The organism is Streptomyces bugieae (assembly GCF_036352915.1).
GTDB classification, from domain to species: domain Bacteria; phylum Actinomycetota; class Actinomycetes; order Streptomycetales; family Streptomycetaceae; genus Streptomyces; species Streptomyces endophytica.
On record NZ_JAZBJP010000023.1, the window covers coordinates 1 to 24,979 of the forward strand.

At 72.4% G+C, this 24,979-nt stretch carries 24 protein-coding genes and 1 tRNA gene; 14 read left to right on the plus strand and 11 right to left on the minus strand.

Annotated features, from left to right (window positions below; translation table 11 throughout):
- Nucleotides 1-252 precede the first annotated feature (252 nt).
- Complete coding sequence (locus V2J85_RS27615) at nucleotides 253-3,618, plus strand: S41 family peptidase (protein WP_330823118.1); 3,366 nt, start codon at nucleotides 253-255, stop codon at nucleotides 3,616-3,618.
- Between the two features lie 36 nt (nucleotides 3,619-3,654).
- On the opposite strand, the gene V2J85_RS27620 is transcribed toward V2J85_RS27615, so the two are convergent.
- Entirely contained in the window at nucleotides 3,655-4,620 is a 966-nt protein-coding gene (locus tag V2J85_RS27620) for a helix-turn-helix domain-containing protein (RefSeq protein ID WP_261950963.1), read from the minus strand.
- A gap of 246 nt (nucleotides 4,621-4,866) precedes the next feature.
- Between V2J85_RS27620 and V2J85_RS27625 the strand changes: the two genes are divergently transcribed.
- Nucleotides 4,867-5,496, plus strand: coding sequence for a hypothetical protein (locus tag V2J85_RS27625; RefSeq protein ID WP_330823070.1), 630 nt, complete (start codon nucleotides 4,867-4,869; stop codon nucleotides 5,494-5,496).
- Nucleotides 5,497-5,649: 153 nt separating this feature from the next.
- On the opposite strand, the gene V2J85_RS27630 is transcribed toward V2J85_RS27625, so the two are convergent.
- From V2J85_RS27630 to V2J85_RS27645, 4 genes are all read right to left on the minus strand, one after another.
- Nucleotides 5,650-5,889 carry a hypothetical protein gene (locus tag V2J85_RS27630; RefSeq protein ID WP_261950961.1) on the minus strand — a complete coding sequence of 80 codons (240 nt, stop codon included), beginning with the start codon at nucleotides 5,887-5,889 and terminating at the stop codon, nucleotides 5,650-5,652.
- Between the two features lie 125 nt (nucleotides 5,890-6,014).
- A complete protein-coding gene (locus tag V2J85_RS27635) occupies nucleotides 6,015-6,896 on the minus strand; it encodes an SDR family oxidoreductase (RefSeq protein ID WP_330823071.1) in 882 nt (293 codons plus the stop codon).
- Nucleotides 6,893-7,972: an alpha/beta fold hydrolase gene (locus tag V2J85_RS27640; RefSeq protein ID WP_330823072.1), complete on the minus strand. Its 1,080-nt coding sequence runs from the start codon at nucleotides 7,970-7,972 to the stop codon at nucleotides 6,893-6,895. The genes V2J85_RS27635 and V2J85_RS27640 overlap by 4 nt, the downstream gene beginning before the upstream one ends.
- The gene (locus V2J85_RS27645) at nucleotides 7,969-9,507 is read right to left on the minus strand and encodes a flavin-containing monooxygenase (RefSeq protein ID WP_261950958.1); all 1,539 of its coding nucleotides are present in this window, start codon (nucleotides 9,505-9,507) and stop codon (nucleotides 7,969-7,971) included. The genes V2J85_RS27640 and V2J85_RS27645 overlap by 4 nt, the downstream gene beginning before the upstream one ends.
- 304 nt (nucleotides 9,508-9,811) lie before the next feature.
- On the opposite strand from V2J85_RS27645, the gene V2J85_RS27650 reads away from it, so the two are divergent.
- From V2J85_RS27650 to V2J85_RS27660, 3 genes are all read left to right on the plus strand, one after another.
- Nucleotides 9,812-10,546 carry a MerR family transcriptional regulator gene (locus V2J85_RS27650; protein ID WP_330823119.1) on the plus strand — a complete coding sequence of 245 codons (735 nt, stop codon included), beginning with the start codon at nucleotides 9,812-9,814 and terminating at the stop codon, nucleotides 10,544-10,546.
- A gap of 140 nt (nucleotides 10,547-10,686) precedes the next feature.
- The gene (locus V2J85_RS27655; protein ID WP_261950957.1) at nucleotides 10,687-11,190 is read left to right on the plus strand and encodes a hypothetical protein; all 504 of its coding nucleotides are present in this window, start codon (nucleotides 10,687-10,689) and stop codon (nucleotides 11,188-11,190) included.
- A 65-nt stretch (nucleotides 11,191-11,255) separates the two neighbouring features.
- The gene (locus V2J85_RS27660) at nucleotides 11,256-12,167 is read left to right on the plus strand and encodes a hypothetical protein (RefSeq protein ID WP_330823073.1); all 912 of its coding nucleotides are present in this window, start codon (nucleotides 11,256-11,258) and stop codon (nucleotides 12,165-12,167) included.
- 788 nt (nucleotides 12,168-12,955) lie between these two features.
- Here the strand turns inward: V2J85_RS27660 and V2J85_RS27665 are convergent.
- Genes V2J85_RS27665 through V2J85_RS27675 form a run of 3 tightly spaced genes read right to left on the minus strand, consistent with a single transcriptional unit; the run spans nucleotide 12,956 to nucleotide 14,571 of the window.
- On the minus strand, nucleotides 12,956-13,810 hold the full coding sequence (locus V2J85_RS27665; RefSeq protein ID WP_261950955.1) for a helix-turn-helix domain-containing protein: 855 nt from the start codon (nucleotides 13,808-13,810) through the stop codon (nucleotides 12,956-12,958).
- 28 nt (nucleotides 13,811-13,838) lie between these two features.
- A complete protein-coding gene (locus V2J85_RS27670; RefSeq protein WP_261950954.1) occupies nucleotides 13,839-14,366 on the minus strand; it encodes a DUF6879 family protein in 528 nt (175 codons plus the stop codon).
- Complete coding sequence (locus V2J85_RS27675) at nucleotides 14,344-14,571, minus strand: hypothetical protein (RefSeq protein ID WP_261950953.1); 228 nt, start codon at nucleotides 14,569-14,571, stop codon at nucleotides 14,344-14,346. The genes V2J85_RS27670 and V2J85_RS27675 overlap by 23 nt, the downstream gene beginning before the upstream one ends.
- Before the next feature lie 842 nt (nucleotides 14,572-15,413).
- On the opposite strand from V2J85_RS27675, the gene V2J85_RS27680 reads away from it, so the two are divergent.
- Both V2J85_RS27680 and V2J85_RS27685 read left to right on the plus strand, forming a co-directional pair.
- Nucleotides 15,414-16,244 (plus strand): helix-turn-helix domain-containing protein, encoded by an 831-nt coding sequence (locus V2J85_RS27680; protein ID WP_261957092.1) that lies wholly within the window; start codon nucleotides 15,414-15,416, stop codon nucleotides 16,242-16,244.
- Nucleotides 16,241-16,441 carry a DUF397 domain-containing protein gene (locus tag V2J85_RS27685; RefSeq protein WP_261950952.1) on the plus strand — a complete coding sequence of 67 codons (201 nt, stop codon included), beginning with the start codon at nucleotides 16,241-16,243 and terminating at the stop codon, nucleotides 16,439-16,441. The genes V2J85_RS27680 and V2J85_RS27685 overlap by 4 nt, the downstream gene beginning before the upstream one ends.
- 149 nt (nucleotides 16,442-16,590) lie before the next feature.
- On the opposite strand, the gene V2J85_RS27690 is transcribed toward V2J85_RS27685, so the two are convergent.
- Nucleotides 16,591-17,391 carry an exodeoxyribonuclease III gene (locus V2J85_RS27690; RefSeq protein WP_330823074.1) on the minus strand — a complete coding sequence of 267 codons (801 nt, stop codon included), beginning with the start codon at nucleotides 17,389-17,391 and terminating at the stop codon, nucleotides 16,591-16,593.
- Between the two features lie 105 nt (nucleotides 17,392-17,496).
- On the opposite strand from V2J85_RS27690, the gene V2J85_RS27695 reads away from it, so the two are divergent.
- The 7 genes from V2J85_RS27695 to V2J85_RS27725 all read left to right on the plus strand — a co-directional run bounded on the left by V2J85_RS27695 (nucleotide 17,497) and on the right by V2J85_RS27725 (nucleotide 23,546).
- A complete protein-coding gene (locus V2J85_RS27695; protein ID WP_261950950.1) occupies nucleotides 17,497-18,015 on the plus strand; it encodes a GNAT family N-acetyltransferase in 519 nt (172 codons plus the stop codon).
- 122 nt (nucleotides 18,016-18,137) lie between these two features.
- Nucleotides 18,138-19,070 carry an ABC transporter ATP-binding protein gene (locus tag V2J85_RS27700; RefSeq protein WP_261950949.1) on the plus strand — a complete coding sequence of 311 codons (933 nt, stop codon included), beginning with the start codon at nucleotides 18,138-18,140 and terminating at the stop codon, nucleotides 19,068-19,070.
- Nucleotides 19,067-20,056 carry an ABC transporter permease gene (locus V2J85_RS27705; RefSeq protein ID WP_261950948.1) on the plus strand — a complete coding sequence of 330 codons (990 nt, stop codon included), beginning with the start codon at nucleotides 19,067-19,069 and terminating at the stop codon, nucleotides 20,054-20,056. The genes V2J85_RS27700 and V2J85_RS27705 overlap by 4 nt, the downstream gene beginning before the upstream one ends.
- 148 nt (nucleotides 20,057-20,204) lie before the next feature.
- The gene (locus V2J85_RS27710) at nucleotides 20,205-20,600 is read left to right on the plus strand and encodes a GntR family transcriptional regulator (protein ID WP_261950947.1); all 396 of its coding nucleotides are present in this window, start codon (nucleotides 20,205-20,207) and stop codon (nucleotides 20,598-20,600) included.
- Nucleotides 20,601-20,731: 131 nt separating this feature from the next.
- Nucleotides 20,732-21,517 carry a MerR family transcriptional regulator gene (locus tag V2J85_RS27715; RefSeq protein ID WP_261950946.1) on the plus strand — a complete coding sequence of 262 codons (786 nt, stop codon included), beginning with the start codon at nucleotides 20,732-20,734 and terminating at the stop codon, nucleotides 21,515-21,517.
- Nucleotides 21,518-21,591: 74 nt separating this feature from the next.
- Nucleotides 21,592-22,863, plus strand: a complete 1,272-nt coding sequence (locus tag V2J85_RS27720; RefSeq protein ID WP_261950945.1) for a glycosyltransferase — start codon at nucleotides 21,592-21,594, stop codon at nucleotides 22,861-22,863.
- Between the two features lie 152 nt (nucleotides 22,864-23,015).
- A complete protein-coding gene (locus tag V2J85_RS27725) occupies nucleotides 23,016-23,546 on the plus strand; it encodes a M23 family metallopeptidase (protein ID WP_261950944.1) in 531 nt (176 codons plus the stop codon).
- A 118-nt stretch (nucleotides 23,547-23,664) separates the two neighbouring features.
- Here V2J85_RS27725 and V2J85_RS27730 read toward each other — a convergent pair.
- Together V2J85_RS27730 and sepX are read right to left on the minus strand one after the other, a co-directional pair.
- Nucleotides 23,665-23,737: transfer RNA gene (locus V2J85_RS27730), tRNA-Ala, on the minus strand.
- A gap of 91 nt (nucleotides 23,738-23,828) precedes the next feature.
- Nucleotides 23,829-24,875, minus strand: a complete 1,047-nt coding sequence (gene sepX, locus V2J85_RS27735; protein WP_330823075.1) for a divisome protein SepX/GlpR — start codon at nucleotides 24,873-24,875, stop codon at nucleotides 23,829-23,831.
- Nucleotides 24,876-24,979: the final 104 nt, after the last annotated feature.

A 24,979-nucleotide genomic window follows, 5' to 3' on the forward strand; every position in this document is an offset into this window, starting at 1 on the left:
CGCCGCACGTACAGCCGGGTTCGAATGCCTGCTCCCCCACCGGCCGAGTCGCCGTCCCTGACCCGGCCGGGTGCCCGCTCCCCCGCCCGGCCCAGCCCCCGTCCCCCGACCGGCCCAGTCCCCCACCCCCCACCCGGCCGAGTTGCCACCCACTCCCCCGCCCGAAACCATGGGGGCGTGAGCGATGTACCCGGGGCCGTCGGGCCTCGTATGGGGACGGACGTCGTCGAGGCGGAGGGGCGGCTGCGGCGGATGCCGGCCGGGCCGGGGGCGCCGCCCGGGGCGTACCTGCGGTTTCCGCATCTGCACGGGGATCTGCTCTGCTTCGCCGCCGAGGACGATTTGTGGGTGGCCCCGATCGCGGCGGAGGGGGAGGAACCGGGGCGGGCCTGGCGGCTGACCGTGGACCGGACGCGGGTCGGGCATCCGCGGTTCTCGCCGGACGGGCGGGAGATCGCGTTCACGTCGTGGCGGAGCCTCGACCCGGAGGTGCATCTCGCGCCGGTGGAGGGCGGTCCGGCGCGGCGGCTGACGTACTGGGGCAGTACCGATGCGCGGGTGTGCGGGTGGACGCCGCCGGATCATGAGGGACAGGCGCACGTCCTCGCGGTGTCCTCGCACGGGCAGCCGTTCTCGTACTACTCGTGGGCCTACAGCGTGCCCACCGACGGCAGTCCGGGCGGGAAGCTGCCCTGGGGGCCGGTGTCCGACATCGCGGTCGCCGACGTCGAGGGGGAGCGCCGCACGCTGCTGCTCACCGGCAAGCCGCCGCACGAGCCCGCCTCCTGGAAGCGCTACCGGGGCGGGGCGATGGGCCGGATGTGGCTGCACGGCACCCGGCTGCTGCCGGATCTGTACGGGCATCTGGACTCGGTGATGTTCGTGGGCGGGCGGATCGCGTTCCTGTCGGATCACGAGGGCGTCAGCAATGTGTACTCGTGCCTGGGGGACGGGACGGATCTGCGGCGGCACAGTGATCACGCCGATTTCTACGCCCGGCACGCCTCGACCGACGGCGAGCGGATCGTCTACCAGTGCGCCGGCGACCTCTGGCTGATCGACGACCTGGGCCCGGACGCCGTACCGCGGAAGCTGGCGGTGCGGCTGGGCGGGCCGCGGGCCGGCCGGCGCGGCTACCAGGTCCCGGCCGCCTCGCACGTCACCTCGCTCGCGGTGGACGCCACCGGGCGGGCCAGCGCGGTCGGGGTCCGCGGCAGCCTGTACTGGCTCACCCACCGCGACGGCCCGGCCCGGACGATCCACGACACCCCGGGCGTCCGGGTCCGGCTGCCCGAGATGCTCGGCTCCAGCGGCCGGATCGCCTACGTCACCGACGCCGAGGGCCCGGACGCCATCGAGATCACCAATCTGCCGCGGGCCAGTGCCCCGGGGCGGCCGCGCCGGCTGGCCGCCGGTGAGCTGGGCCGGGTCCACGAGATGGCCTCGTCGCCGGACGGTGAGCGGCTGGCGGTGGCCTCCCACGACGGCCGGCTGCTGCTGGTGGACGTGACCCGGCCGGACGAGGAGAGCACCGAGGAGGACCGCTCGGCGGAGGAGGTGGCCGCCGGTCCGGGCGGGGTCACCGAGCTGATCCGGTCCACCAACGGCCCGGTCCGCGACCTGGCCTTCTCCCCCGACTCGCGCTGGCTGACCTGGTCGCACCCCGGCATCGGCCGCTCACTGCGGATGATCAAGATGGCGCGGCTCTCCGACCGGCTCGTCGTGGACGTCACCAACGGCCGTTTCGAGGACGAGCAGCCGGTGTTCACCCGCGACGGCCGCTATCTGGCGTTCCTGTCCTGGCGCGGCTTCGACCCGGTCTACGACGTGCACACCGGCGACCTGTCGTTCCCGCTGGGCTGCCGCCCGCACCTGGTGCCGCTGTCGTCGGCGACGCCGTCGCCGTTCGCGCTGTCGCCGGAGGGGCGGCCCGCGGCGGGCGGACTGGACCCGGACGAGAACCCTCCGCCGGCCGGCGAGGGGCCGGTACTGGTGGAGGTCGAGGGGCTGGAGAACCGCGTCACGCCGTTCCCGGTCGCGGCGTCCAAGTACTCCTCCCTGGAGCCGGTCAGCGGCGGCGGGCTGGTCTGGCTGCGCTGGCCGATCTCCGGCGCGCTGGGCGAGACCTTCGCCAGCCCCGACAACACCTCCGGCAAGCCCACCCTGGAGCACTTCGACCTGACCAAGGCCCGGCGCACCGAACTGACCAGCGCGATCGACGAGTTCGCGCTCAGCGGCGACGGCTCCCGGCTGGTCGTCAACGACGACGGCGAGCTGCGCGCGGTCCCGGCGACCGAGCCGGCGGACAGCGATTCGATGGTCTATCTGGACCTGCGGCGCATCCTGCACGACGTCGATCCGGGTGCGGAGTGGCGGCAGGCGTACGAGGAGGCGGGCCGGATCATCCGGGCGTACTTCTGGGAGCCGCGGATGTGCGGCATCGACTGGGACGCGGTGCTCGCGCAGTACCGGCCGCTGGTCGAACGGGTCGCCTCCCCCGACGAGTTCGCCGATCTGCTGCGCGAGGTGCTGGGCGAGCTGGGCACCTCGCACGCGTACGTCACCGGCGCCCGGCGCAACGAGGGACCGCCGCACTACCAGCGCGCGATCGGCCTGCTCGGCGCCAACTTCGTGTGCCGGGACGGCCGGTGGGTGGTGCAGCGGATCCTGCCCGGTGAGTCCTCCGACCCCAAGGCGCGCTCGCCGCTGGCCGGTACGGGCATCCGGGAGGGCTCCGCGCTCACCCACGTCGACGGGCGGCCGGTGGACCCGGTCACCGGCCCGTACCCGCTGCTGGCCGCGGCCGGCGGCACCACCGTCGAGCTGACCTTCGCCCCCGCGGAGGGCAACGGGCACGCCCGCCGGGTCGCCGTGGTGCCGCTGGTCGACGAACGGCCGCTGCGCTACCAGGACTGGGTCGCCAAGCGCCGTGCGGTGGTGCGGGAGCTGAGCGGCGGCCGGTGCGGCTACCTCCACATCCCCGACATGGGCGGCTCCGGCTGGGCGCAGTTCAACCGGGACGTGCGGATGGAGATGTCGATGCCCGCGCTGATCGTGGACGTACGGGGCAACGCCGGCGGCAACATCTCGGAGCTGGTGATCGAGAAGCTGACCCGCACCATCATGGGCTGGGACCTGACCCGGGACGCCGAGCCGGTGTCGTACACCAGCAACGCCCCGCGCGGCCCGGTCGTGGCGGTCGCCGACGAGATGACCTCGTCCGACGGCGACATGATCACCGCGGCCTTCAAGCTGCAGGGCATCGGCCCGGTGGTGGGCATGCGCACCTGGGGCGGGGTGGTCGGGATGACCGGCCGGCACCGGCTCGGTGACGGCACCACGATCACCGTCCCGATGAACGCGGCGTGGTTCCGGCTCTACGGCTGGGGCGTGGAGAACCACGGCGTCGAGGTGGACATCGAGGCGCTGCGCTCGCCGCTGCACTGGGCCGAGGGACGGCATCCGACGCTGGGCGTGGCGGTGCGCACCGCGCTGGAGCTGCTGGAACGGCATCCGGCAGCGACGCCCCCGGACCTCTCGGACGTGCCGGACCGGCGGCGGCCGGCCCTGCCGCCGCGCGGCGCGGGCGACGACGCCGAGGAGGCGGCGGGGGCCTGAACCGGCAGCGCGGGGCCGGCGCCGTGCTGTGCGCCGTCAGCCCGGACCGATCACGAAGGTCTGGTCGTCCGCGCCGGTGCGGCACGGGGCGCTGACGGCCGTGGCGCCCGCCGCCCGGCCGCTGAGGCCGACGCACCGGTCGCCGTCGGTCAACCGCAGCCGGTACGCCCGCCGTCCGCCGTCGGTCCGCGCGTCGACCGGCTCGATCCGGAACCGCTGCGCGGGCCCGCCCGCCGTGCAGTCGTTCTGCGGCTCCAGCAGCCCGGCCAGGCCCGGTGCCCGCAGCAGGACCAGGCAGCCGGTGCCCTCGTCCGGGTGTGACCACTGGACGAGGTGGCGGCCGTCCCCGGCCGCCGTCAGCCGGGTGTGCGGGGGCACCGCCTGCGCGCAGGGCCGCACCACCGCGACCGTGTGGTACGCGTGCGCCCGCAGCACCCGCCCGTCCGTCAGGCACAGCCCGGGCGCCCGCAGCGGACGGATCCGCACCTCGCCGGCCGGCGGGGTGGCGGCCGACGCCCCGGGCTCCGCGCCGCCGTCCCCGGCCAGCAGCGGGACGCCGACGGCGAGCACTACGGTGCCCAGCAGCGCGGCACCGGTCAGCAGCCGTCGCCGGGGGGCGGGCCGGCGGGCGGCATCGGACGGTGGGCCCGGGGCGGGAGCGGCGCCGGAAGCGGGGGCGGGCTCCGGAGCCGGCGCGGGCGGGGCCGCCGTGCCCTCCTCGATGCGCCGCCGGGCCGCGAGCCATTCCCCGACCTCGTCCTCGGGGCGGCCGCACGCCCGCAGGAACGCGGCGAGCACCTCGGCCCGCGGCAGGGACTTCCGGTTGAGCACGTCCGCCAGGGTGCTGCGGGCGAGCACCCCGCCGCGTTCCGCCGCCCGCCGCTCCAGCTGACGGTAGGTCAGCCCGCTGTCTTCCTTGAGGTGTTGCATCAGTGCGACGAGTGCGGCGGGGTCGTGGGCCGCCGCGGGCCCCGCGCCGCCGGTTCCCCCCGTGCGTGTCATGCCGGTCATTGAACCGCCGCCCCGGCCACGGCCACAACACTGCCTCCGGCCGGTCCCGGACAGCGCCCGTCGCCCGTCCGGACAAGCCCGGCACCACCCGTCCGACCTGCCCGGACAGCGAGCGGCCTGTCCGGGACGGCCGTGGGGCCTTGCCGGACACCGGCCGGACCAGCAAGGTCGTGTCCTGCCCCGGCCGGGCACACCGCACCAGCCACCAACCACCGCACACCCAACGGGAGATGTCCGATGCGCATCCGTCACCGGATCGTTCCGCTCGCCGCCGCACTGGCCCTCACCGGGGGCCTCGCGGCCACCGGGGCCGCCCCCGCGCTGGCCGCCCACCCGGCGCCCGGGAAGGCCGCCGCGGCGGCCGCGGCCGGCGGTACGTACCTGTACTTCAACAAGAACTGGAGCAACCCCGCCGACTCCAGGCTCTACCTGATGAAGAGCGTCCCGAACGCCAAGGACAAGGTGCTCGCCAAGTACCGTGCGGGCTCCGGCAACGGCGGCCGCAACGGGACGAACGAGTGCGCCAGCATGCAGGGCTGGCTGCCCACCGGCAACTACCGGGTGCTGAACCACACCAAGCGCCACAACGGCGGCCGCAGCGGCATCAACGGCTACGCGATCCAGGTGCAGGACAAGGTGTGCAAGAACCACCGGACCAAGCGCACCGAGCTGTTCGTGCACAGCGAGATGAACGTCAACGGCACCCAGGGCGCCCGGCAGCCCGGCCGGGACAACCCCTACCGCTGGGACGGGGTCCGCGACTACTACTCGCTGGGCTGCATCAAGCTGACCCCGGCACACATCAAGAACCTCTTCGCCAAGGCAGCGCACTACGGCTGGCCGACGAAGCTCAAGGTCGTCAACTGACCCTGTAGGGAACCACGGGGGCCACGGGGGCAACGGGGGCACGGGGGCCACGGGGGAACAACGGGGGAAGGCAGTTGGGGCGCACCCGGTCGACCGGGTGCGCCCCGCACGCATGGCGCGTACGCCGCCACGCGTGACCTTCAGGACTGCGGATCAGCTCTGGAAGCGGTCCCGCTCGTCGTGCAGCTCGTCCATCGGGTCGGGGGCGGGGCGACGGCCCTGCTGGCCGCGCTCCTGCTGACCGCGTTCACGACCCTGCTGGCCACGCTGCCGGGCCCGGTCCTGGGCCTGCCGGCCACGCTCGTCCGCCTCGTCGCGAGCGCTGCCCATGGCCTTCTGGGCCTGGTCCTTGAGCTCGTTGGCCTTGTCCTGGAACTGGTCCTTGATGCCCATGCTGTTCACTCCTAGTGGGGCGTAGGGGGAGGGCCCCGGACCAGAGTGACACGCCCGGACATTGCTCGCATTTCGATCACGTTCGACTACCCAGTGTCACAAACACCAGGAAGTGAGCGGGTCCGTCAGCGGTCCGCGCGGGCCTTCTCGTCCGCCTCGCCGCCGGCACCGACCAGGCCGACCCGCATGCCGTCCAGCCGGTCCCCGAACCGCCGCATCTCCCGCTGGCCCACCGACCCGATGACCGACGGCAGGTACCCGCGCAGCGACTGCATCCCGCGCAGCCACCACTGCCCGTAGACGTGCGCGGAGCGGCGTTCGACGCCCGCCACGATCCGGTCCACCGCGGGTCCCAGCGGATAGGTCTTGTTCGACGGCCAGGGCAGCCGGGAGCGCAGTTCGCGCATGATGTCGTCCTGGTCCGCACCGCGCACCATGTCGGTGTCGGTCCAGCTCAGATAGCCGACGCCGACCCGTACGCCCCGATGGCCGACCTCGGCGCGCAGGCTGTGCGCGAACGCCTCGACGCCGGACTTCGAGGCGCAGTACGCGGTCATCATCGGCGCCGGGGTGATCGCGGCGAGCGAGGCGATCTGCAGGAAGTAGCCGCGGGACTCCATCAGCACGGGCAGGAAGGCCCGGCCGGTGACCGCACCGCCTATGAGGTTGACCTCGATGACCCGCCGCCAGGAGACCGGGTCGGAGTCGACGAACGGGCCGCCGGTCGCCACCCCGGCGTTGGCGACGACCACGTCGACCTTCCCGAAGCGTTCCTTGACCCCGTCCGCGACCCGGGCCATCGCCTCGTGGTCGGTGACGTCGGCGTGCCAGTGGTGCGCCGGGCCGTGCAGCCCGGCGGCCACCTTCGCCAGCTCGTCCGGTTCCAGGCCGACCAGCGCCAGCGTCGCACCGCGCGCCGACAGCTTGCGGGCCAGCAGCGCACCGACCCCGCGGGCCGCGCCGGTCACCACGACGACCTGCCCGTCCAGGCTCCTGCTCCCGCTCATGCGGACCTCTCCTTCTTCTGCGCGGCCTCCGGGGTGGCCTGCTGCGCGCTCTTCGGCGCGGTCTTGGGGGCGGTGTCCTGGGCGGTGTCCTGGGCGGTCTTCTGGGCGGTCTTCTGGGCGGGGACGGCGGCACCGGCGGTCGCCGCCGCGGACCGGTCGCCGTCGGGCCGGAGGTGGTCCCGGACGAGTTCCCGCAGCAGGCCGGCGACCGCGCCGGGGTCCTCGATGGGCGTCATGTGGCCCTTCCCCGGCAGCTCGGTCAGCCCCCGGAAGTCCGGGAGCACGGAGGCCAGCCGGCGGGACTGCACCGGCGGGGTCAGACGGTCGGCGGCCCCCGCCAGCACCACCGTCGGCACCTCCAACCGGCTGACGCCGCCGGTCAGTTCGAGGACGGAGAGCACCTTGCCCCAGCGGGCCCGTACGGCCGGCGGGCAGGCGTGCACGATGCGGGCGCACGCCTCGATCTGCTCGGGGGTGGCCTCGGGGCTCATGGTCGCGTACTTCAGCGCGCGCCGGGTGAGCGGCGAGACCGGGCCGAGCGGGGCCCGGGAGCCCAGCAGCAGCCGGTGCGCGAGACGCCGGGCACCCTCGCTGCGGAACGGGAACACCTGGGAGGCGGCGGGCAGTCGGGCGCAGCCCGTACTGCACAGCATGGCGGCGGCGGCCCGGGCGCGCAGTTCCGGACGCTCGGCGGCGGCCATGATCGTCATGCCGCCCATGGAGTGGCCGCCGACCACGGCGCGTTCGTCCGGGCCGAGGGTCGCCTCCAGTACGGCCACCAGGTCGTCGGCGAGCGCCGTCGTGCCGTAGCCCGCCGGGCCGGTGGCCGGGCTGCGGCCGTGGCCCCGCTGGTCGTAGAGAACGACCTTGTGGTCGGCGGCCAGATCGCGGACGACCGGGGCCCAGAAGGCGGTGGAGCAGGTCCAGCCGTGGGCCAGCACCACGGCTGGGGCGTCCTCGGGGCCGTGGGTCTCGGCGTGGATCCGGGCGCCGTCGGCCGATATGACCTCGGTGGTCGTGCGCGGGACCGGCGGCGCGTAGGGGCCGCTGGTGACGTGTCCGGGCCGGCGGCTCATGCGGCCACCTCCGCCCGGGCGTCGGCGGAGGCGCCCACGGGCGCGGCCGCGGTACCGGTCTTCGGGCGCAGCACCTCGTACTCGGCGAGGTCGACCTGGCGGGTCAGCCGCTTGAACTCGCCGGTGGTCCCGGGCCAGGCGGTGGTGTTCCGCCCGTTCGCGTCGAGGTACCAGCTGTCGCAGCCGCCGGTGTTCCACACGGTGCGCTTCATCCTCTCCTGGATCATGCGGTTCCACTCCTCCACCGCCTCCGGGCGGGCGCTCAGCGCGGTCTTCTCGCCGAGCAGGTCCAGCTGCCGGAGGTAGTCGGCCAGGTAATTCAGCTGGGCCTCGATCATCAGGATCATCGAGCTGTTCCCGAGTCCGGTGTTGGGCCCGATGAGGGTGAGGAAATTCGGGAATCCGGCCGCGCTGGCGCCGCGCAGCGAGGCCATTCCGTCCTTCCATTCCTCGGCGAGCGTGGTGCCCTTGGCGCCGGTCACCCGCTGGGCGATGGGCATGTCCGTCACATGGAATCCGGTCCCGAAGACGATGGCGTCGGCCTCGACTTCGCTTCCGTCGGCGCCGATGAGGGTGTTTCCGCGCACCTCCTTCAGGCCGGAGGTCACCAGGTCCACATTCGGCCGGGCGAGCGCCGGGTAGTACGTGTTGGAGAGCAGGATCCGCTTGCAGCCGATGCGGTAGTCGGGCGTCAGCGCGGCCCGCAGCGCCGGGTCCTTGACCGCCTTCTTCATGTGGTTCCGGGCCAGGAACTCGATCAGGCCCAGCTCGTCGGGGCGCTTGGTGAACGCGCTGACCTGCAACTCCCGGATGCCCCAGAGCAGTTGGCGGCGGGCGGCCCGGGTCGCCGGGACCTTGGTGTGCAGCCATTTCTCGACGGCGCTGATCCGGCGGTCGGCGCGCGGCAGCACCCACGGCGGGGTGCGCTGGAACAGCGTGAGCCGCTCCACCTCCGGCTGGATGGCGGGCACGATCTGGATCGCCGAGGCGCCGGTGCCGATCATGGCGACGCGCTTGCCGCGCAGCTCGTAGTCGTGGTCCCAGCGCGCGGAGTGGAAGACCTTCCCCGGGAAGGAGTCCAGCCCCGGAATGTCCGGGACCTTCGGGTCGGACAGCGGGCCGGTGGCCGACACCACCACATCGGCGGTGAGCTCCCCGTTCGCGGTCTCGATCTCCCAGTGCAGCGCGTCGCCGTTCCACCGCAGGTGCCGTACCTCGGAGTTGAACCTGAGGTGCGGCCGCAATCCGAAGATGTCGGTCACCCGCTCCAGATACGCCCGGATATGGGGCTGTCCGGAGAAATTCCGCGGCCAGTCCGGATTGGGCGCGAAGGAGAACGAGTACAGATGCGAGGGCACGTCGCACGCGCACCCCGGATAGCTGTTGTCCCGCCAGGTCCCGCCCACCGAGTCGGCCCGCTCCAGGACCACGAAGTCGGTGATCCCCTGGCGGCGCAGCCGTACCGCCGCCCCCAGACCACCGAATCCCGATCCGATCACCGCCACCCGCACATGCTGCTCTTCGCGCCCGGCCATCCGCCGCCTCCCGAGTCCGACGCTCTTCCTGCCCGCCCACGGCCCACGAATACCGCGACCACGGGGCGTTCCGCACACCGCCCGTCAATCGCGCCAGCAATCACTGGCACGATCGGACACAAGGGGGAGCGTAGGGCAGCCACGTACCGAGCGGTAGGGGGCGGGCGGCAGGAAGTTACCGGCAGTTGCACCCCGGACCGCTGTCCCACCCCCGGCATAGGCTGACCCCGTGGCAGCGAACGAGAAGCCGAAGGACGAGCGCGCGGAGGCCGGGGACGACCACCGCCCCGCGCGCGAATTCCGCATGACCGAGCTGGCCGAGGAGGCCGGCATCACGGTCCGCACGCTGCGCTTCTACCGCGAACGCAAGCTCATCCCGCCGCCCCGCCGCGAGGGCCGGATCGCCTGGTACAACGAGCACCACCTCGCCCGCCTGCGCACCATCGGCGCCCTCCTGGAGCGCGGCCACACCCTCGGCGGGATCGCCGAGCTCCTCGCCGCCTTCGAGTCCGGCCGCGACGTCGGCGAACTCCTCGGCCTGCAGAGCCCGTTGCTGCCCCCGTGGTCCGAGGAGACCCCGGTCCGCCTCAGCCCGGAGCAGCTCGCCGACCACTTCAGCGAGGACATCACCGCGGAGAACCTCTCCGCCTCCCTCGACATCGGCTATCTGGCCGTCGACGGCGACGAGTTCGTGCACATCAGCCGCCGCCTCCTGGACGCCTCCACCGAGCTCGTCAACAAGGGCATACCGCTGGCCGCCGTCCTGGAGGCCGGCCGCAGGGTGCGCGCCCACGCCGACGCCCTCGCCGACGTCTTCACCACCCTCATCCGCACCCACGTCCTGTCCGACATCCTCGAACGGGCCACGGCGACGAACCCGCCCACCGCGCAGGAGGTCGAGCGGATAGCCCGCACCATCGAGGCCCTCCGCCCGCTCTCCAAGGGCGTCGTGGAGGCCGAACTCTCCATGGCGATGGACCGCCGCGTCCAGGCCGAACTGGAACAGTGGCTGAAGGAGCAGGGGCAGACCCCGGAGTGAGGTGCTGACACACCGTCACCGAGCCGCGCCGGGACGTCCGGTGTCCGGCCCTGTCCCGGAGGACAATTGCCGGTGGATCGCCCGCGTGGTTGGGTGCGGCGTCAGGTATGACACGACCGCACATCAAGGGGGACATTCACGTGCGCATCCGTACGGGGGCCGCTTCCGCTGCCCTGGCCGGCCTGCTGGCCGTCGCCGCCACCGCCCCGGCCCAGGCCGACGACCGCGAACCGACGCAGCCGCCGAGCAGCACCTACAGCAACGGCCACGGGCCGGGCGTGGCGGCCGGGGGCGGCGTCGGGGCCTTCGTGACCGAGGGCGACCGGGTGCACTTCTCGCACACGGTGCGCGGCGCCATCAACGCGCACGGCTGGTGGAAGCGGCTGAACGGCCCGGCGAAGAAGGCCAAGGTCACGGTGTGGCTCCAGGTCAAGAACAACGGCCACTGGTACACCCTCAACAAGGGCGTCAAGACCGTCTACTCCGGCGGCGGCAGCGGCAAGCGGGCGTCGGCCGCCTGGAAGTGCACGAACCTGGTCGCGAAGTACTCGTTCCGCAGCGTCATCGACGTGGACATCATCGGGTACCCCGACGACGCCCACAAGAAGATCACCGACACGCAGACGCTGTTCTGCGGCACCTGAGCAAGGCCTGACGGCGGCGCCGGAAGGTAGCCTTCCGGCGCCGTCCGTCTTTCCGGGAGTGCGGAGTGCCTGTGTTTCCCCCCACCGTGATCATCGGCCTGCACGGCGTCCTCCGGCGCGCACCGTGGTTCGACCGCGTCGTCGAGGACTTCACCGAAGCGGAAGCCGCCGAGGAGAACGCCGGCGAGCACACCGCCGAGGACACCTCCCCCGAGGAGGACTCCCTCGAGGAGGAGGTGCTCTCCCTCGCGCTCGACCGGGCCGGTGCCTACGGCTGGCAGACCGTGAGCCGCTGGCTGACCGAGAACGGACGGGTCACCGCCCGGCACGAGCCCACCGCATGGGCGCACGAGGAGGTGGGCGGCGACTGGACGCCGGACGGCCGGGTGCGCCAACTGGCCTGGCTGCAGGCCGGGGCACTCACCGACCCGCCGCGGCTCGGTCTGCCCGTCCGGCCGATCGCCCTGGTGCTGGCCGAGACGCTGGCCCGGGTGGGCACCATGACGTTCACCGGTCTGCACGCCCTGCTGCCACTGCCGGCGGCCCGGCGCAACACCGCCTTCCACCAGACCGAGTTGGCGCCGTGGTTCGCCCTGGCGGATCCGGACGCCCGGCACGAGGTCGTGCTGACGGTCTCCTGCCACCCCGGGAAGGACGCGGTGACCGGGGACGATGCCGCGGCCGTCCGCGAGGCGGTGCGGGAGATGGCGGACGGTGCGGTGGAGGTCCTGCCGCCCGGGGCGCGCTCCGCGACGTCCGTCACGTCCCCGGTCGGCCCGCCCGGGCTGGACCTCGATCTGGGTCGCGGGGTGCACACCGAGGGCATGCACGAGGCGTTCCGGTTCGGCTGCACCACCCGGGAGTGGTCGCCGGACCTCGCGGTCTGGCTGGTGGAGATGGTCGCCGACGGGCTGCGCGCGGCGGGGCGGGTGGCACCGGTGGTGGTGACGGCCTCGCTGGTCCTCCCGCCGGCCTGAACCGAGAGACGCGGCTGTTTCCGGGGCTCTCGGGGTGCCCCGTCTGGCGTCTTGTGTTCTATTCCGTCCACCAGGAGCCCTTCAGCCTTCCGCCGGCGGGGCGAGTGGCACACAAGGCGCACGGGAAAGGGCAGGGCGGAATCTCTTCTCCATCGGGTACTTTCACGACGGCTGGAGTGTTGCCCCATATCGGGGATAAGCCACCGGCACGCTCTTCCCACTGCTGAACGGGCTCCTCGTTACTCACTCTGACTCCGATCCCGATAAATGCACCCCTGAGGGGCCGACCCCCGCGTTTGCGAAAGTCGGCCCCGGACCAGCTCATCCGGAACCCGCCCCTACCGGCCTGGCGCCGCCGCCATCTCGGGAGGACGGGAGTCTCAGGAGGCCGGCTTACTTGTCTCCGCCGCTGGGCTGCGGGGCCGGATCGCGGGGCGCCTCCGGGGGCATCGGGCCACCGTCGTGCTTTCCGCCGTCTGCCTCCATATCGGCAGGGTGACGGAACGGGACGCCGTGCCAGCCTTCGGCATCAGGGGTGCGCGTCTCGAACGTCTCCACCGCTACAGCGCTCATCTCTCAACCTCCACTTCCGATGCGGCGCATTGCTTGCAGCCGGGAACTCGAAGCCCTTCGAGCAGCCAGCCGTCAAGGGCAGTTCCACGGCCTGTTGGCTGTACCGAATGGGACTTGTCATGGCATCGCCGCGGTTTGCCCTGGCGCGTTGTCTCGCTTCAGTCAACGGCTAAGTGCCGACCGGGCTCAACGAACTTCTATGGACTTGCATGAATTCACCCAAGGGCGGCGATTGCTGACGTGATCAGCTTCCTGGCGGAGGCTCCATAGACGGCGATACCTGCCAGCTCGCTGAAGGTCTTCGCGTACTCGGCGACCTCGCGTGGCTGCGTCACGGTGAGGCCGGCGGACACAAGCTCTGCGGATACCTGTTTGTCGTCGTACATGGAGAAGGCTTCGGCAGGCCACGCGTTGCCTCGCACAACGCCCATGGGGATCACACCAAGGCTCAGAGCGGGGGCGGTGGTCACCCCGATGAGGTGGCCGAGTTGGTCCGCCATCGTGGCGTGCGTGCCGATGATGGAACGAAGTACCCATTCCTCAATCAGGAAGGCGAAGCGACGCCCTCCCCTGTGCAGAATGCGTTGACGGTTCATGCGTGCGGCAACGGCCTCTTCGACGTCGTCAGGCGTCTGCCTCATCGCAACGACCGTGTTGAGGATGGCTCGGGTGTAGTCCTCGGTCTGGAGCAGGCCGGGAACGACTTGGGACTGATAGAAGCGGAACCAGACGGTTCGCTCGAATAGTGGCAGTACAGACTCCTGGACGCGTTTCAGGCCGGCGCTCTCCAGGCGGCGCCACTCGACGTACATGCCATCGATGCCACGAGCTGTGGCAATGAGGTCCGCGGCTTGTTCCTCGGCGTGGCAGATGCGGGTCCAGACTCGGATGTCCTCATCGGAAGGGGGGGTCCTGCCGTTCTCAAGCCGTGAACTCTTCGATTCATGCCACCCCGCCGCCGCTGCCAGGGCACGAGCAGTCAGACCGGAGTCTTTACGGATCTCTCGGAGGCGCTTCCCGAGCGCTTCCCTGGCCTCCTGGACGCTGGAGGGAGGCGACGACGAGGACACAGATGTTCAGCCTTGGGCGAGCGATGGTTCAGACCGGCCTGTACTCCTCATGAGGCACCGCGCGTCGCCAAACCGACTCGAAGGCAGCGGAGCACAGACGCACCACTGACGGCTCGGCCGTTCGCTCCTCATCGCCCTCGGGGGATAGTTCTCCTTCGCCGGTGAAGTGCAGGAACACGACGAGGCTGTCATCGAAGAGCCAGAAGTCGTTGCCGGGGAGAGCCAGATCCGAAGCCCTGCGGCGCGGGAGCCACCGAACCTGTTCTCCGGCCGCAATGTTGGCCGGCGTGAGGCAGTGCTCGAAGCGAAGGTAGTCGCTCATCGGCTCCGAGAAGACCCGGGCGCGACGAACCTCCACCCCGCGGTCGGTGATCTCCTGCATCAGTGCAAGCCAAGGGCGCGACTCCGGGTCCCACTCGGACAGGAGGCTGCCGGGATCGTGCTGCCAGGAGATGAAGCTCGGGTCAGACCGCATGTAGCCGTCCCGCATCTCCAGATGCACGGCGGAGTGCTTGGCCTGTCGGAACAGTTCTTCAAACGTCGGTTCCTCGACCACCGCTCACCTCCGGGAAGAACTGCATCATGCGCTTGGGGATCTCGACAACCGTCTCGTGGGACGGGAGGTCGAGCTGGGACAGCCGCTCGTCGTCCAGGACCTTCCACCCTTGTACTACGTAGTTGTCGGTCTGGTCGTCGTAGTACACGGTCGGCGACTTGCCCTCGGGCGACTCGGGGTCCTTGCCGAGCATGTGCAGAGCCATGGTGACCTCCCTCGTTCGCGGTGGACGTGTACGAGCTTGCACTCAACTCCTCATATAACGCAGCGAACTTGCACGAACTTGCACGGGTTCCCGTGATGGGGCCATCCGCAGTTCCGCACCAGAACCGCGGACGTCCTCCGCGCTCCCCTCTTCGTCCCGCCGCCCTTGGTATGGCGGGACTGGGGCCGGGGGGAATTGTGTGGGCCCTCCGTGAGGAGCACGCCCGGCCACAGGTAGCCGGGGGTTGGTGGAGCAGGAATGCGATCACTGCGCTGATCACCGGGGCCGGCCGGCTCCCCTGGTGTTCTCTGTGACCTCCGCCGACTGGTGCTCGACCCGGTCCAGTCGGCCGGGGAGGTCGAGGCGCTCCGTGTCGTGGACCACGACTGTCACACCGTGATCGTCGCAGCGGAACGTCCCGCCGCATATCCGTGCGATCTCGTGCCACCCGAAGGGGCATCGCATGTGCTGCTCAGGCATGGTGACCACGCCCGTGGTTTCTGATCCGTTGGCCTGCGACGACGGCAGCAGCGAACTTCCGGCGCTTCCGGGCCTCGTAGCGCTCCTCGTCCAGCGCGCTGCACTCGGCACAGCCGGGAACGGGGTCGGGGCTGAGATCGGCGTACGGCTCACCGAGTGACACAGGGCGTTCGTGGTACCGATTGCCGCTCATCGCCGCGCCGTCTTCACGATGTGGGTGAGCCGGGCGGTCTGGCTGACAGTGGTGGTCATGGCACCCTCCTTGACCCTCTGTAGTGGTTCCACTACCGGGGCGACTCAGCGTGGCCTACAGTCGGACTGTCCTCAACTTGCTCCTTTTGAGCGGAGAGTTGGTCGCCTGGATGGTGAACCGCAAGGAATTGGACCCCAACGCATCGCCCGGCGCGCGCTTCGGGCAGCGTTTACGCAGGTTGCGGGACGAACGCGGCTGGACACAGGACGAGCTCGCGGAACGAATGGGATGCTCCGGAACGCATATTTCCGCTGTTGAAACTGGTCGTCGCCCCCCGACTCCTCGTTTCACTGCAAGCGCTGACAGGGTGTTCGGCACTGGCGACCAGTTAGAGCGTCAGGGGCGGGCCGTACGGAACAGCGCGATACTTGAGGGGTTCCCGGAGTTCGTTGCGCAGGAGGTACGCGCGGCGGAGATCAGGCTCTTTGAGTTGGGCATCATTCCTGGGCTGCTCCAGACCCCGGACTACGCTGCCGCCATCACGACCGGCGCCGTCCGCCGAGGGGCCATCACGGAGCAACAGGCAGAGGAGCGGTTGTCTCTGCTCGCGGAGCGGCAGGCATCCCTGGAGCGCACGCCTGCACCGATGGTCTACGCGGTTCTGGACGAGAGCTGCATACGGCGGTCGGTAGGCAGCCCCGGTGTCATGACGGCACAGTTGGACCGACTTGCCGCGTTCGCCGAGCTGCCCTCCACGGTCCTCCAAGTGGCCCCATTCGATCTCGGCGAACGCCGAGCGTTCGATTTGCCGGTAACACTGTTGACCCTCGCCGATCGATCCCACGTCGCCTACGCGGAGTCCGCACAGCAAGGGCGGCTGGAGCGCGAATTGAGGTTCGTGCAGCCTCTGCTGACGGCCTACCATCAGCTACAGGCCGAAGCACTGTCGCAGGCGGCATCCGTGGCCATGATCGAACAGCTTCGAAAGGGTTCCCAGTGACGACCGAATCCCCTCGCTGGTTCAAGTCCTCCTACAGCAGCAACGGCGGCCAGTGTGTCGAGGTCGCCACCAACCTCGTGTCCTCTCAGGGCGTCGTCCCCGTCCGTGACAGCAAGGCGCCGCAGCACCCGGCCCTCTCCCTCCCCATCGCGTCCTTCTCCGCCTTCATCGCGGCCCTCAAGAACGACGCGTTCTGAGGCCGGAGCGGCCGTGAGCGCAGCAGAACGGCCCTCTTCGCACGATGGCGAAGAGGGCCGTTTGCGTTGGCCAGGGAACGGAGAAGGAGACGGGGAACGAGGAAGAGAGACGGCCGCCGGGGGCAGACCGTCCCCCGGCCCTGCCCCGGCTACTGCTCGTAGACCACCGTCACCGGCGCGTGGTCGCTCCACCGCTGGTCGTACGCCGCCGCCCGCTCCACGTACGCCTTCACCGCGCGCTCGGCCAGCCCCGGCGTGGCCAGGTGGTAGTCGATGCGCCAGCCGGCGTCGTTGTCGAAGGCGCGGCCGCGGTAGGACCACCAGGAGTAGGGGCCCTCGGTGTCGGGGTGGAGGGCGCGGACGACGTCGACGTAGCCGCCGGCCCCGGTGAGGACATCGGTGAGCCAGGCCCGTTCCTCGGGGAGGAAGCCGGACTTCTTCTGGTTGGCCTTCCAGTTCTTGAGGTCGGCCTCCTGGTGGGCGATGTTCCAGTCACCGCAGACCACGACCTCACGCCCGTCGGCCGCGGCGCGCTCGCGCAGCTCGACGAGGTAGGGCAGGAACTCCGCCATGAAGCGTTCCTTCTCGTCCTGCCGCTCGGTGCCGACCTCGCCGGAGGGCAGGTAGAGGCTGGCGACGGTCACGCCGGGCAGGTCCGCCTCGACGTACCGGCCGCTGGTGTCGAACTCGGACGAGCCGAAGCCGATCCGGACCCGGTCCGGCTCGCGGCGGGTGTACAGGGAGACGCCGGCGCGGCCCTTGGCGGCGGCCGGGGCGTGCACGGTGAACCAGCCGGCCGGCTCGCGGACCTCGTCCGGCAGCTGGGCGGTCTCGGCCCGTACCTCCTGCAGGCAGAGCACATCGGCCGAGGTCTCCGCCAGCCACGGGACGAAGCCCTTCTTGGCCGCGGCGCGCAGCCCGTTCACATTCACAGAGGTCACGGTAAGCATCCGGGCACGATACCCAGACCCGGGCGTTGATCGTCTTCCGGCCGTACGGCAGGGGCCGGCCGCCCCTCGTCGGGTGCGGTGCCCCGGCCCGTACCCTTCCTGGGTATGGAGACCCGCCCCGTCCGGACCGGCCCCGTCGAGATACGCCCGGTCCGCTACGACCACCCCGACGCCGTGACGCTCGACACCCTGGTGCAGCAGGAGTACGTCCTCCGCTACGGCGACGGGGACATGACGCCGCTGGACCCGGAGATGTTCGTGCCGCCGCGCGGGACGTTCCTGGTCGCGTACGAGGGTGACCGCGCGCTGGCCACCGGCGGCTGGCGGGTGCAGGAGGACGCCGCCGAGGGGTACGCCGTCGGGGACGCCGAGATCAAGCGGATGTTCGTGCTGCCACAGGCGCGCGGGCGGGGCCTGGCGCGGCGGATCCTGGCCGCCCTGGAGGCCGACGCCCGGGCCGCGGGGCGCTCGCGGATGGTGCTGGAGACCGGCATCAAGCAGCCCGAGGCGCTGGCGCTGTACGCCTCCGCCGGCTATCGGGCGGTGGAGAAGTTCGGGCTGTACCGCACGTACGAGGACAGCCGCTGCCTGGCGAAGACGCTGGGGGACGCGGCGGCCGGCTGAGCCGCCGGGGAGGTGCCCGCCCCTTTGGTGCCGCGGCCCCGGCGGCACCGGACGCTGTTTGACAGTGATCGCGGCCGCTCCCCATACTCATTCCACTAATCAACTAGCTAAAGGGGGGATCCGTGAGCGACGACCCGAGCCCCTGGGCCATCGAGGCCGCAGGACTGGGGAAGAAGTACCGCCGCGGCTGGGCGCTGCGGGACTGCTCCTTCCGGCTTCCCGCCGGCCGTATCTGCGCCCTCGTCGGGCCGAACGGCGCCGGCAAGAGCACCTTCCTCGGCACCGCGACCCGCCTGGTGACGCCGACCACCGGAACGCTGCGGCTGTTCGGCGTCCCGGTGACCGACCCTGCCGTCATGGCGCGGACGGCGTTCCTCGCCCAGGACAAGCCGCTCTACCCCCGCTTCACGGTCGCCGAGATGCTGCGGCTGGGCCGTGAGCTGAACCCGCGCTGGGACCAGGCGCTGGCCGAGCGGGTCGTACGGTCCGGCAACGTGCCGCTCACCGCCCGGATCGGCACCCTCTCCGGCGGCCAGCGCACCCGCGTCGCCTTCGCCCTGGCCTTCGGCAAGCGGCCCGACCTGCTGCTGCTCGACGAGCCGATGGCCGACCTCGACCCGCTGGCCCGGCACGAACTGTCCGGCCTGCTGATGGCCGAGGCCGCCGAGCACGGCACGACCGTGCTGATGTCCTCCCACCTGGTCTCCGAGATGGAGGAGATGTGTGACTACCTCCTGCTGCTCGCGGAGGGCCGGCTGCGGATGGCCGGGCCCACCGACGCGCTGGTGCCCGCGCACATGCTGGTGACCGGGGTGGCCTCCGGCGACGACGGGGTCCCCGAAGAGCTGCGGCAGCAGCACACCGTGGTCGAATCGCGGGTGACCGGGCGGCAGTTCAGCGCCCTGATCCGGCCCGGCGGCCCGCTCTCGGACAGCTGGGAGGCACTGGTGCCGAGCATGGAAGAAGTACTGCTGGCCTATCTGCGGTCACCCGGCGCGCCGGACCTGATCGCCGGCGAAGCGCGGCTCGACGCCTCCGGGGAGGTGGCGGCATGACGACCACCACCGCCCCCGCCCCCGCCACGGCCGCCCCGGGCCGCGGCCCGCTGCGCGGACTGCCCTGGGTGGTCTGGCGCCGGCACCGCACCTTCCTGCGCGCCGCCCTGCTGCTCACCCTCGTCGGCTGCGCGGTCTTCCTCTACCAGCGCATGGGCGTCATGGACTTCCTGCACGGGAAGGGCGCCCCGCCGGAGGGCAACGAGAAGCTGCTCACCGAGTTCCGGAGCCGCTTCGGCTCGACCTTCGAGAGCGACATGGAGTACCTGCGGTACGTGCCGTTGGTCGTCGGGGTCTTCCTCGGCGCACCGCTGATCGCGCGCGAGCAGGAACACGGCACCCTCAAGCTGGTCACCACCCAGTCGGTCAGCCGCAGCCGCTGGCTCGCCGCCACGCTCGGCCTGCCGCTGGCCGTCGCGGTGGGCTGCTCCGCCCTGCTGTCGGCGGTCTTCACCTGGGTGTGGACACCGGTCCACGGCATGGACGTCAACGGGGACTGGCTGACCGGCGGCGCCTTCGAGTCCACCGGCCCGGTGCCGGCCGCCCGGGCCCTCTTCCTGGCCGCCTGCGGTATCGCCCTGGGCATGCTGATCAAGCGGGTGGTACCGGCCATGGCCGCCACCGCCTTCGTCGCCCTGGCCACCTCCCTCGTGTGGGAACGGTTCCGCGGCCGGCTCGGCACCGTCCGCAGCATCACCTACCCCTACAACGGCAACGGGCCGGACCTGCCGTTCGACGCCGCCCGGTTCGACGACTGGGTCGCCACCGCCGACGGCAGGCTCTACGGCTTCGGCACCTGCGTCAGCACCGACAGCGGAGCCGACCACGCCTGCCGGGCCAAGCTGGGCATCGTCAACCGCGTGATCCAGTACTTCGACTACGAGCAGATGGCCGGGATGCAGTGGCTCGGCGCGGCCGTCCTGGTGGCGCTGGCCGCCGTGGTGCTGGCGTTCGTCGTCTGGCGCACCCGGAGGCGGCCGCTCTGAACGGCACGGCCCGGCGCGGCGCCACGGGCGGCGCTTTGACACCCCGCACGGGCGGCCCGATGATCAATCGGTCGGGCCGCACGGCCCCGGCGCCGCCCGGGAGGGGCGCGGGGGCGGCCCCGGCGGCACGGGGGAAAGCAGCAGAGAGGTGGTGAGCGCCGTGGAATTCCGCATCGACCGCCGCAGTGGCGTCGCCACCTACCTCCAGATCGTCCAGCAGGTCCAGCAGGCGCTGCGGCTGGGCATCCTCGTCGAGGGCGACCGGCTGCCGACCGCGGCGCAGGTCGCCGCGACGACCAAGGTCAACCCCAACACGACCCTGAAGGCCTACCGCGAGCTGGAGCGCGAGGGCCTGGTCGAACCGCGCCCCGGCCTCGGCACGTTCGTCAGCCGCACGCTCGCCCGCCCCTCCTCCGCCGCGGACGCCCTGCTGCGCGAGGAGCTGCGCGCCTGGATGGAGCGGGCCCGCGCGGAGGGGCTGGCCCGGGAGGACGTCCAGGCGCTGATGAACTCCCTGCTGGAGGAGCGGTATCCGAAGGGCTGAGCCGGGGCGGTCCACCGCGGTGGACCGGCCCGGCCGGGGCGGCCCCCGGCAGCCGGCCGCCCGCTTGACCCTCACGTCACGTCAGGGCGCACCCTGAAGCGGTACGGCCCCACGGGACGAAAGGCGCTGCGATGAGCTACTCGGTCGGTCAGGTCTCCGGCTTCGCCGGGATCACGGTGCGCACCCTGCACCATTACGACAAGACCGGTCTGCTCTGCCCCAGCGACCGCAGCCCCGCCGGCTACCGCCAGTACAGCGACGCCGACCTCGCCCGGCTCCAGCAGATCCTCTTCTACCGGCAGCTCGGCTTCCCGCTGGAGGAGATCGCCGCCATCCTGGCGGACCCCCAGGCCAACGCCCTCGACCACCTCCGCGCCCGGCACCGGCTCCTCAACGAGCAGATCGGCAAGCTGCGGCGGCTGGTCGAGGTCGCCGAGCGGGCCATGGAGGTGCAGCAGACCGGGGTCGAACTGACGCCGCAGCAGCGGTTCGAGGTCTTCGGCGAGGTGGCCTTCGACCTCACCTACGCCACCCAGGCCCATCTGAAGTGGCAGCACAGCGAGGGCCACCAGCGCTCGATGGCGCGGGCCGCCGCGCACTCCAAGGACGACTGGGCCACGCTCATGGCCGAGGCCGCCGACTGGCGCCGCCGGCTGCTGGCCGCCTTCGACGCCGAGGAGCCCGCGGACGGCGAGCGCGCCATGGACCTCGCGGAGGAACAGCGGCAGCACATCAGTCGCTGGTTCACCCCCTGCCCCACCGATATGCACGGCCGGATCGCCGATGACTTCGCCGCCGATCCCCGCGCGTTCGCGCTGATCGTCCCGCCCACGGAACAGCGCCCCGGTCTCGCCCCGTACCTGCGCACCGCCGTCCACGCCAACGCCGTACGCCACCCGGACGGCGACGGCGCCTGAGGCCCGCCGCGCGCTGAGCGCCGCACTCGTACCCGGTACCTCTCGCCCCCCGAACCTCCGAAGGCTGCCCACCCATGCCCAAAATCCTGCTCACCGCCGCCGGATCGTACGGCGACGTCGCCCCCTACACCGGCGTCGGCGCCCGGCTCCGCGCGGCCGGCCACGACGTCACGCTCGCCACCCACGACGCCTACGAGCCCCTCGTCCGCGCCGCCGGCCTGGAGTTCCGCCGGCTGCCCGCCGATCCGCGCGGCCGGCGCCCGGCCGACGGCACCGCAGCGCCGGAGGGCGCCCCGCCCGGCCGCCGTGCGCTGATGCGCCGGGCCGCCGCCTTCGTCGAGGAACTGGGCGGGGGCATGGCCGACGCCGCGGACGACGGCACCGAGCTCCTGCTGCTCTCCGCCACCACCGCACCGCTCGGCCACCACCTCGCCGAGGCGCACGGCATCCCGTCGCTGGGCCTGTTCCTCGTCCCGCAGGCCCCCACCGGTGACTTCGCCCCCGTCGTCAGCGGCGGCCGCTCCCTGGGCCGCCGGGGCAACCGCGCCCTGGGCCGCCTCTCCCTCCGCGTCATCGACCGCCTCTACGCCGGCGCCACCCGCACCCTGCGCGCCCGCCTCGGCCTGCCGCCCGCCACGCCCGCCACCGTCCGGCGCCGCGCCGAAGCGGCCGGCTGGCCGGTCCTGCACGGCTTCAGCGAGACCCTGCTCCCCCGCCCCGCCGACTGGCGCGCCGGCCTCGACGTGGTCGGCAACTGGTGGCCCTGGCACGCCCCGGACGCCCAACTCCCGCCCGCCGTGAGGGACTTCCTGGCGGCCGGCCCGCCCCCGGTCTTCATCGGCTTCGGCAGCATGGCGGGCGGCGAGGGGGAGCGCCTCGGCGAGCTCGCGGTACGGGCGCTGCGGCGCGCCGGGGTCCGCGGCATCCTCCAGTCCGGCTGGGCCGGCCTGTCCGCCGCGCACGCACCCGGCGCGGACGACGTCCTCACCGTCGGCGAGGTGCCGCACGCCCTGCTCTTCCCGCACACGGCCGCGGTCGTCCACCACTGCGGCGCGGGGACCACCGCGGCCGGACTGCGCGCCGGGGTGCCCACCGTCCCCGTCCCGGTCACCGCCGACCAGCCCTTCTGGGCCGCCCGACTGGCCGCCTCCGGCGTCGCCACCGCCCCCCTCCCCTTCGCGCACCTCACCGGCGAAACCGGCGTCGCCCGCCTGGCCCACGCCCTCACCCAGGCCACCACCGGCCCCGAACGCCACACCCGCGCCCGCGCCGCGGCCGCCCGCCTCGCCACGGAGGACGGCACCGGCGCGGTCGCCGAAACGGTCGACCGCCTCATGAGCTCATGAGCCGGGGCCCCGGGCGGTCGCGTCCGGGAGCGGAACGACGGCACGCACACCGCACCACCAAGCACCGCATCGCCGCAGGCCGCCACCCGATCGGCGGCCCATCGCCCCGCCCCGGGATGCGACCGCCCGCCACAGGGCGTGGGCTCGCAACTATGACCACGTTCCGCAAAAGCACCCCGCTGCGCAGAGCGCTCCTCCGTGCCGCCCTGCTGGCGGCCGCGGGCCCCGCCGTCACCATGACGGCGGCCCAGGCCGCCCTCGCCGCCTCCGCCGGCAACTGGGCCCACCCGGTCGCCGCCCACTACCGCATCAGTTCGCCCTACGGCGTGCCCGGCGCCTGGCAGGCCGGTCACCACACCGGCATCGACCTCGCGGTCCGCACCGGGGCCAAGGTCAGGTCCGTCGGGCCCGGCACCGTCGTCCTCGCCCGGCGCTCGGGCGCGTACGGCAAGGCCGTCACGATCCGGATGCGGGACGGCCACTACACGCTCTTCGGGCACCTCTCCCGGATCACCGTCCACCCCGGCCAGCACGTCCGCGCCCGCACCCGCCTCGGCTACGCCGGCGCCACCGGCCGGGCCACCGGCCCCCACCTCCACTTCGAGGTCCGCACCCGCCGCCACTACGGCTCCGACATCAACCCCCTCGCCTACCTGGCCCGCCACGGCATCCGCCTGACATGACGTCCGCCCCCGCCGACCGGCCACGGCGGCGAACTCCCCCTGGCACAGGGCCGGTCCCGCCACGCACAAACGAAAATCCCGCCCGATCGAACCGATCGGGCGGGATTCACGAAGTGCGTGGACCTGAGGGGATTCGAACCCCTGACCCCCTCGTTGCGAACGAGGTGCGCTACCAGCTGCGCCACAGGCCCTTGCGACGAGTGAAACTCTAGCATCTCGGTCGCGGTGCTCGGAAATCGCTTCCGGTGCTGGTCAGCGGAGGGGCGGCCGGTGTGGTGCGGGTCACTCGTTGGCGGCGCGGGGGCGGTCCTCGTCCTCGTACTGGTCGAAGAGGGGCGTGCGGCCGCGGGTGCGGCGACCGGGGGTCGGGCGGTCCTGCTGGGGGGCCTCGGGCTGGGGGCGTTCGGAGGCGGCGCTGGAGCGGGCGGAGCTCCAGGCGTCCTCGGCGTCGAGGTCGACGTGGCTGGTGGCGCGCGGGGCGACCGGAGCGGTGACGTAGGTGGGGAGCGGGACCGGGACGGGGTCCCAGCTGCCGGCCGGGCGCGGGCGCTCGCGTTCGCGCTGCTGGTCGACCCACTCGGCGTGGTCGGTCTCCTCGACGACGGCACGGCGGCCGGCGGTGGGCGAGGGCCGGGAGGCGGGCGCCGGGCGGGGCGCCTCCACCGCGGCATCGGCCGGGTGATCGGCGCGGGCGTCGGCCGGGTGCTCGTCGGCGGGCGGCTGGTCGGCGGCCTGGCGGGGGCGGCGACCCTCACGCAGACGCTGGGCCGCGGCCTCCGCGCGGCGCTGGTCCATGGTGAAGGTGAAGCGGCGGCGCTCCTGGGCGCGCAGGTAAATGATGTACGCGGTCAGGAGGGCGGCGGGGAGGGCGGGCGCCCAGAGGAACGGGGTGCCGCCGACGGCCGCGACGATGGCGCCGGTGGTGAAGGTGAGGAACAGGATGGTGATGGTGCGCCGGCGGCGGGCGAGGACCTTGGCGCGCTTGGTCCGCTCGGCGAGCGAGGGCCGCGGCGGGGCGGCCTGCACGCGGGTGGGCGGGGCCTCGGGCCCCTCGGCGGAGACGGGGTCGGCGAAGGGCCCGGCGGCGGCCTCGTCGGCCAGCTCGTCCGGGTCCACGTCGTCGTCCGCCTCGTCGGCCGGGTACTCCCCGCGCTCCTTGTCGTAGCGGCGCTGCATGGCCGCACGTCCGGACAGCAGCCGGATGGCGGTGCTGAAGCGCTCGGTCGGACGGGCCTCGTTGAGCTCGTCCTGTCTACGGAGCCACATCGGCACCAAGTAGGCGGCCCAGGCCCCGACGATGACTGCGTAGATGAGGCCGCTGCTTCTCACAACTCACACGGTAGAGGGGTTTGCAGGGGGCCATCCGCCAATTGGGCCGGTGTGTCGCACGATCTGGCTGATATCTCGAACTTTTTTGTGATGGTAGAGATCCG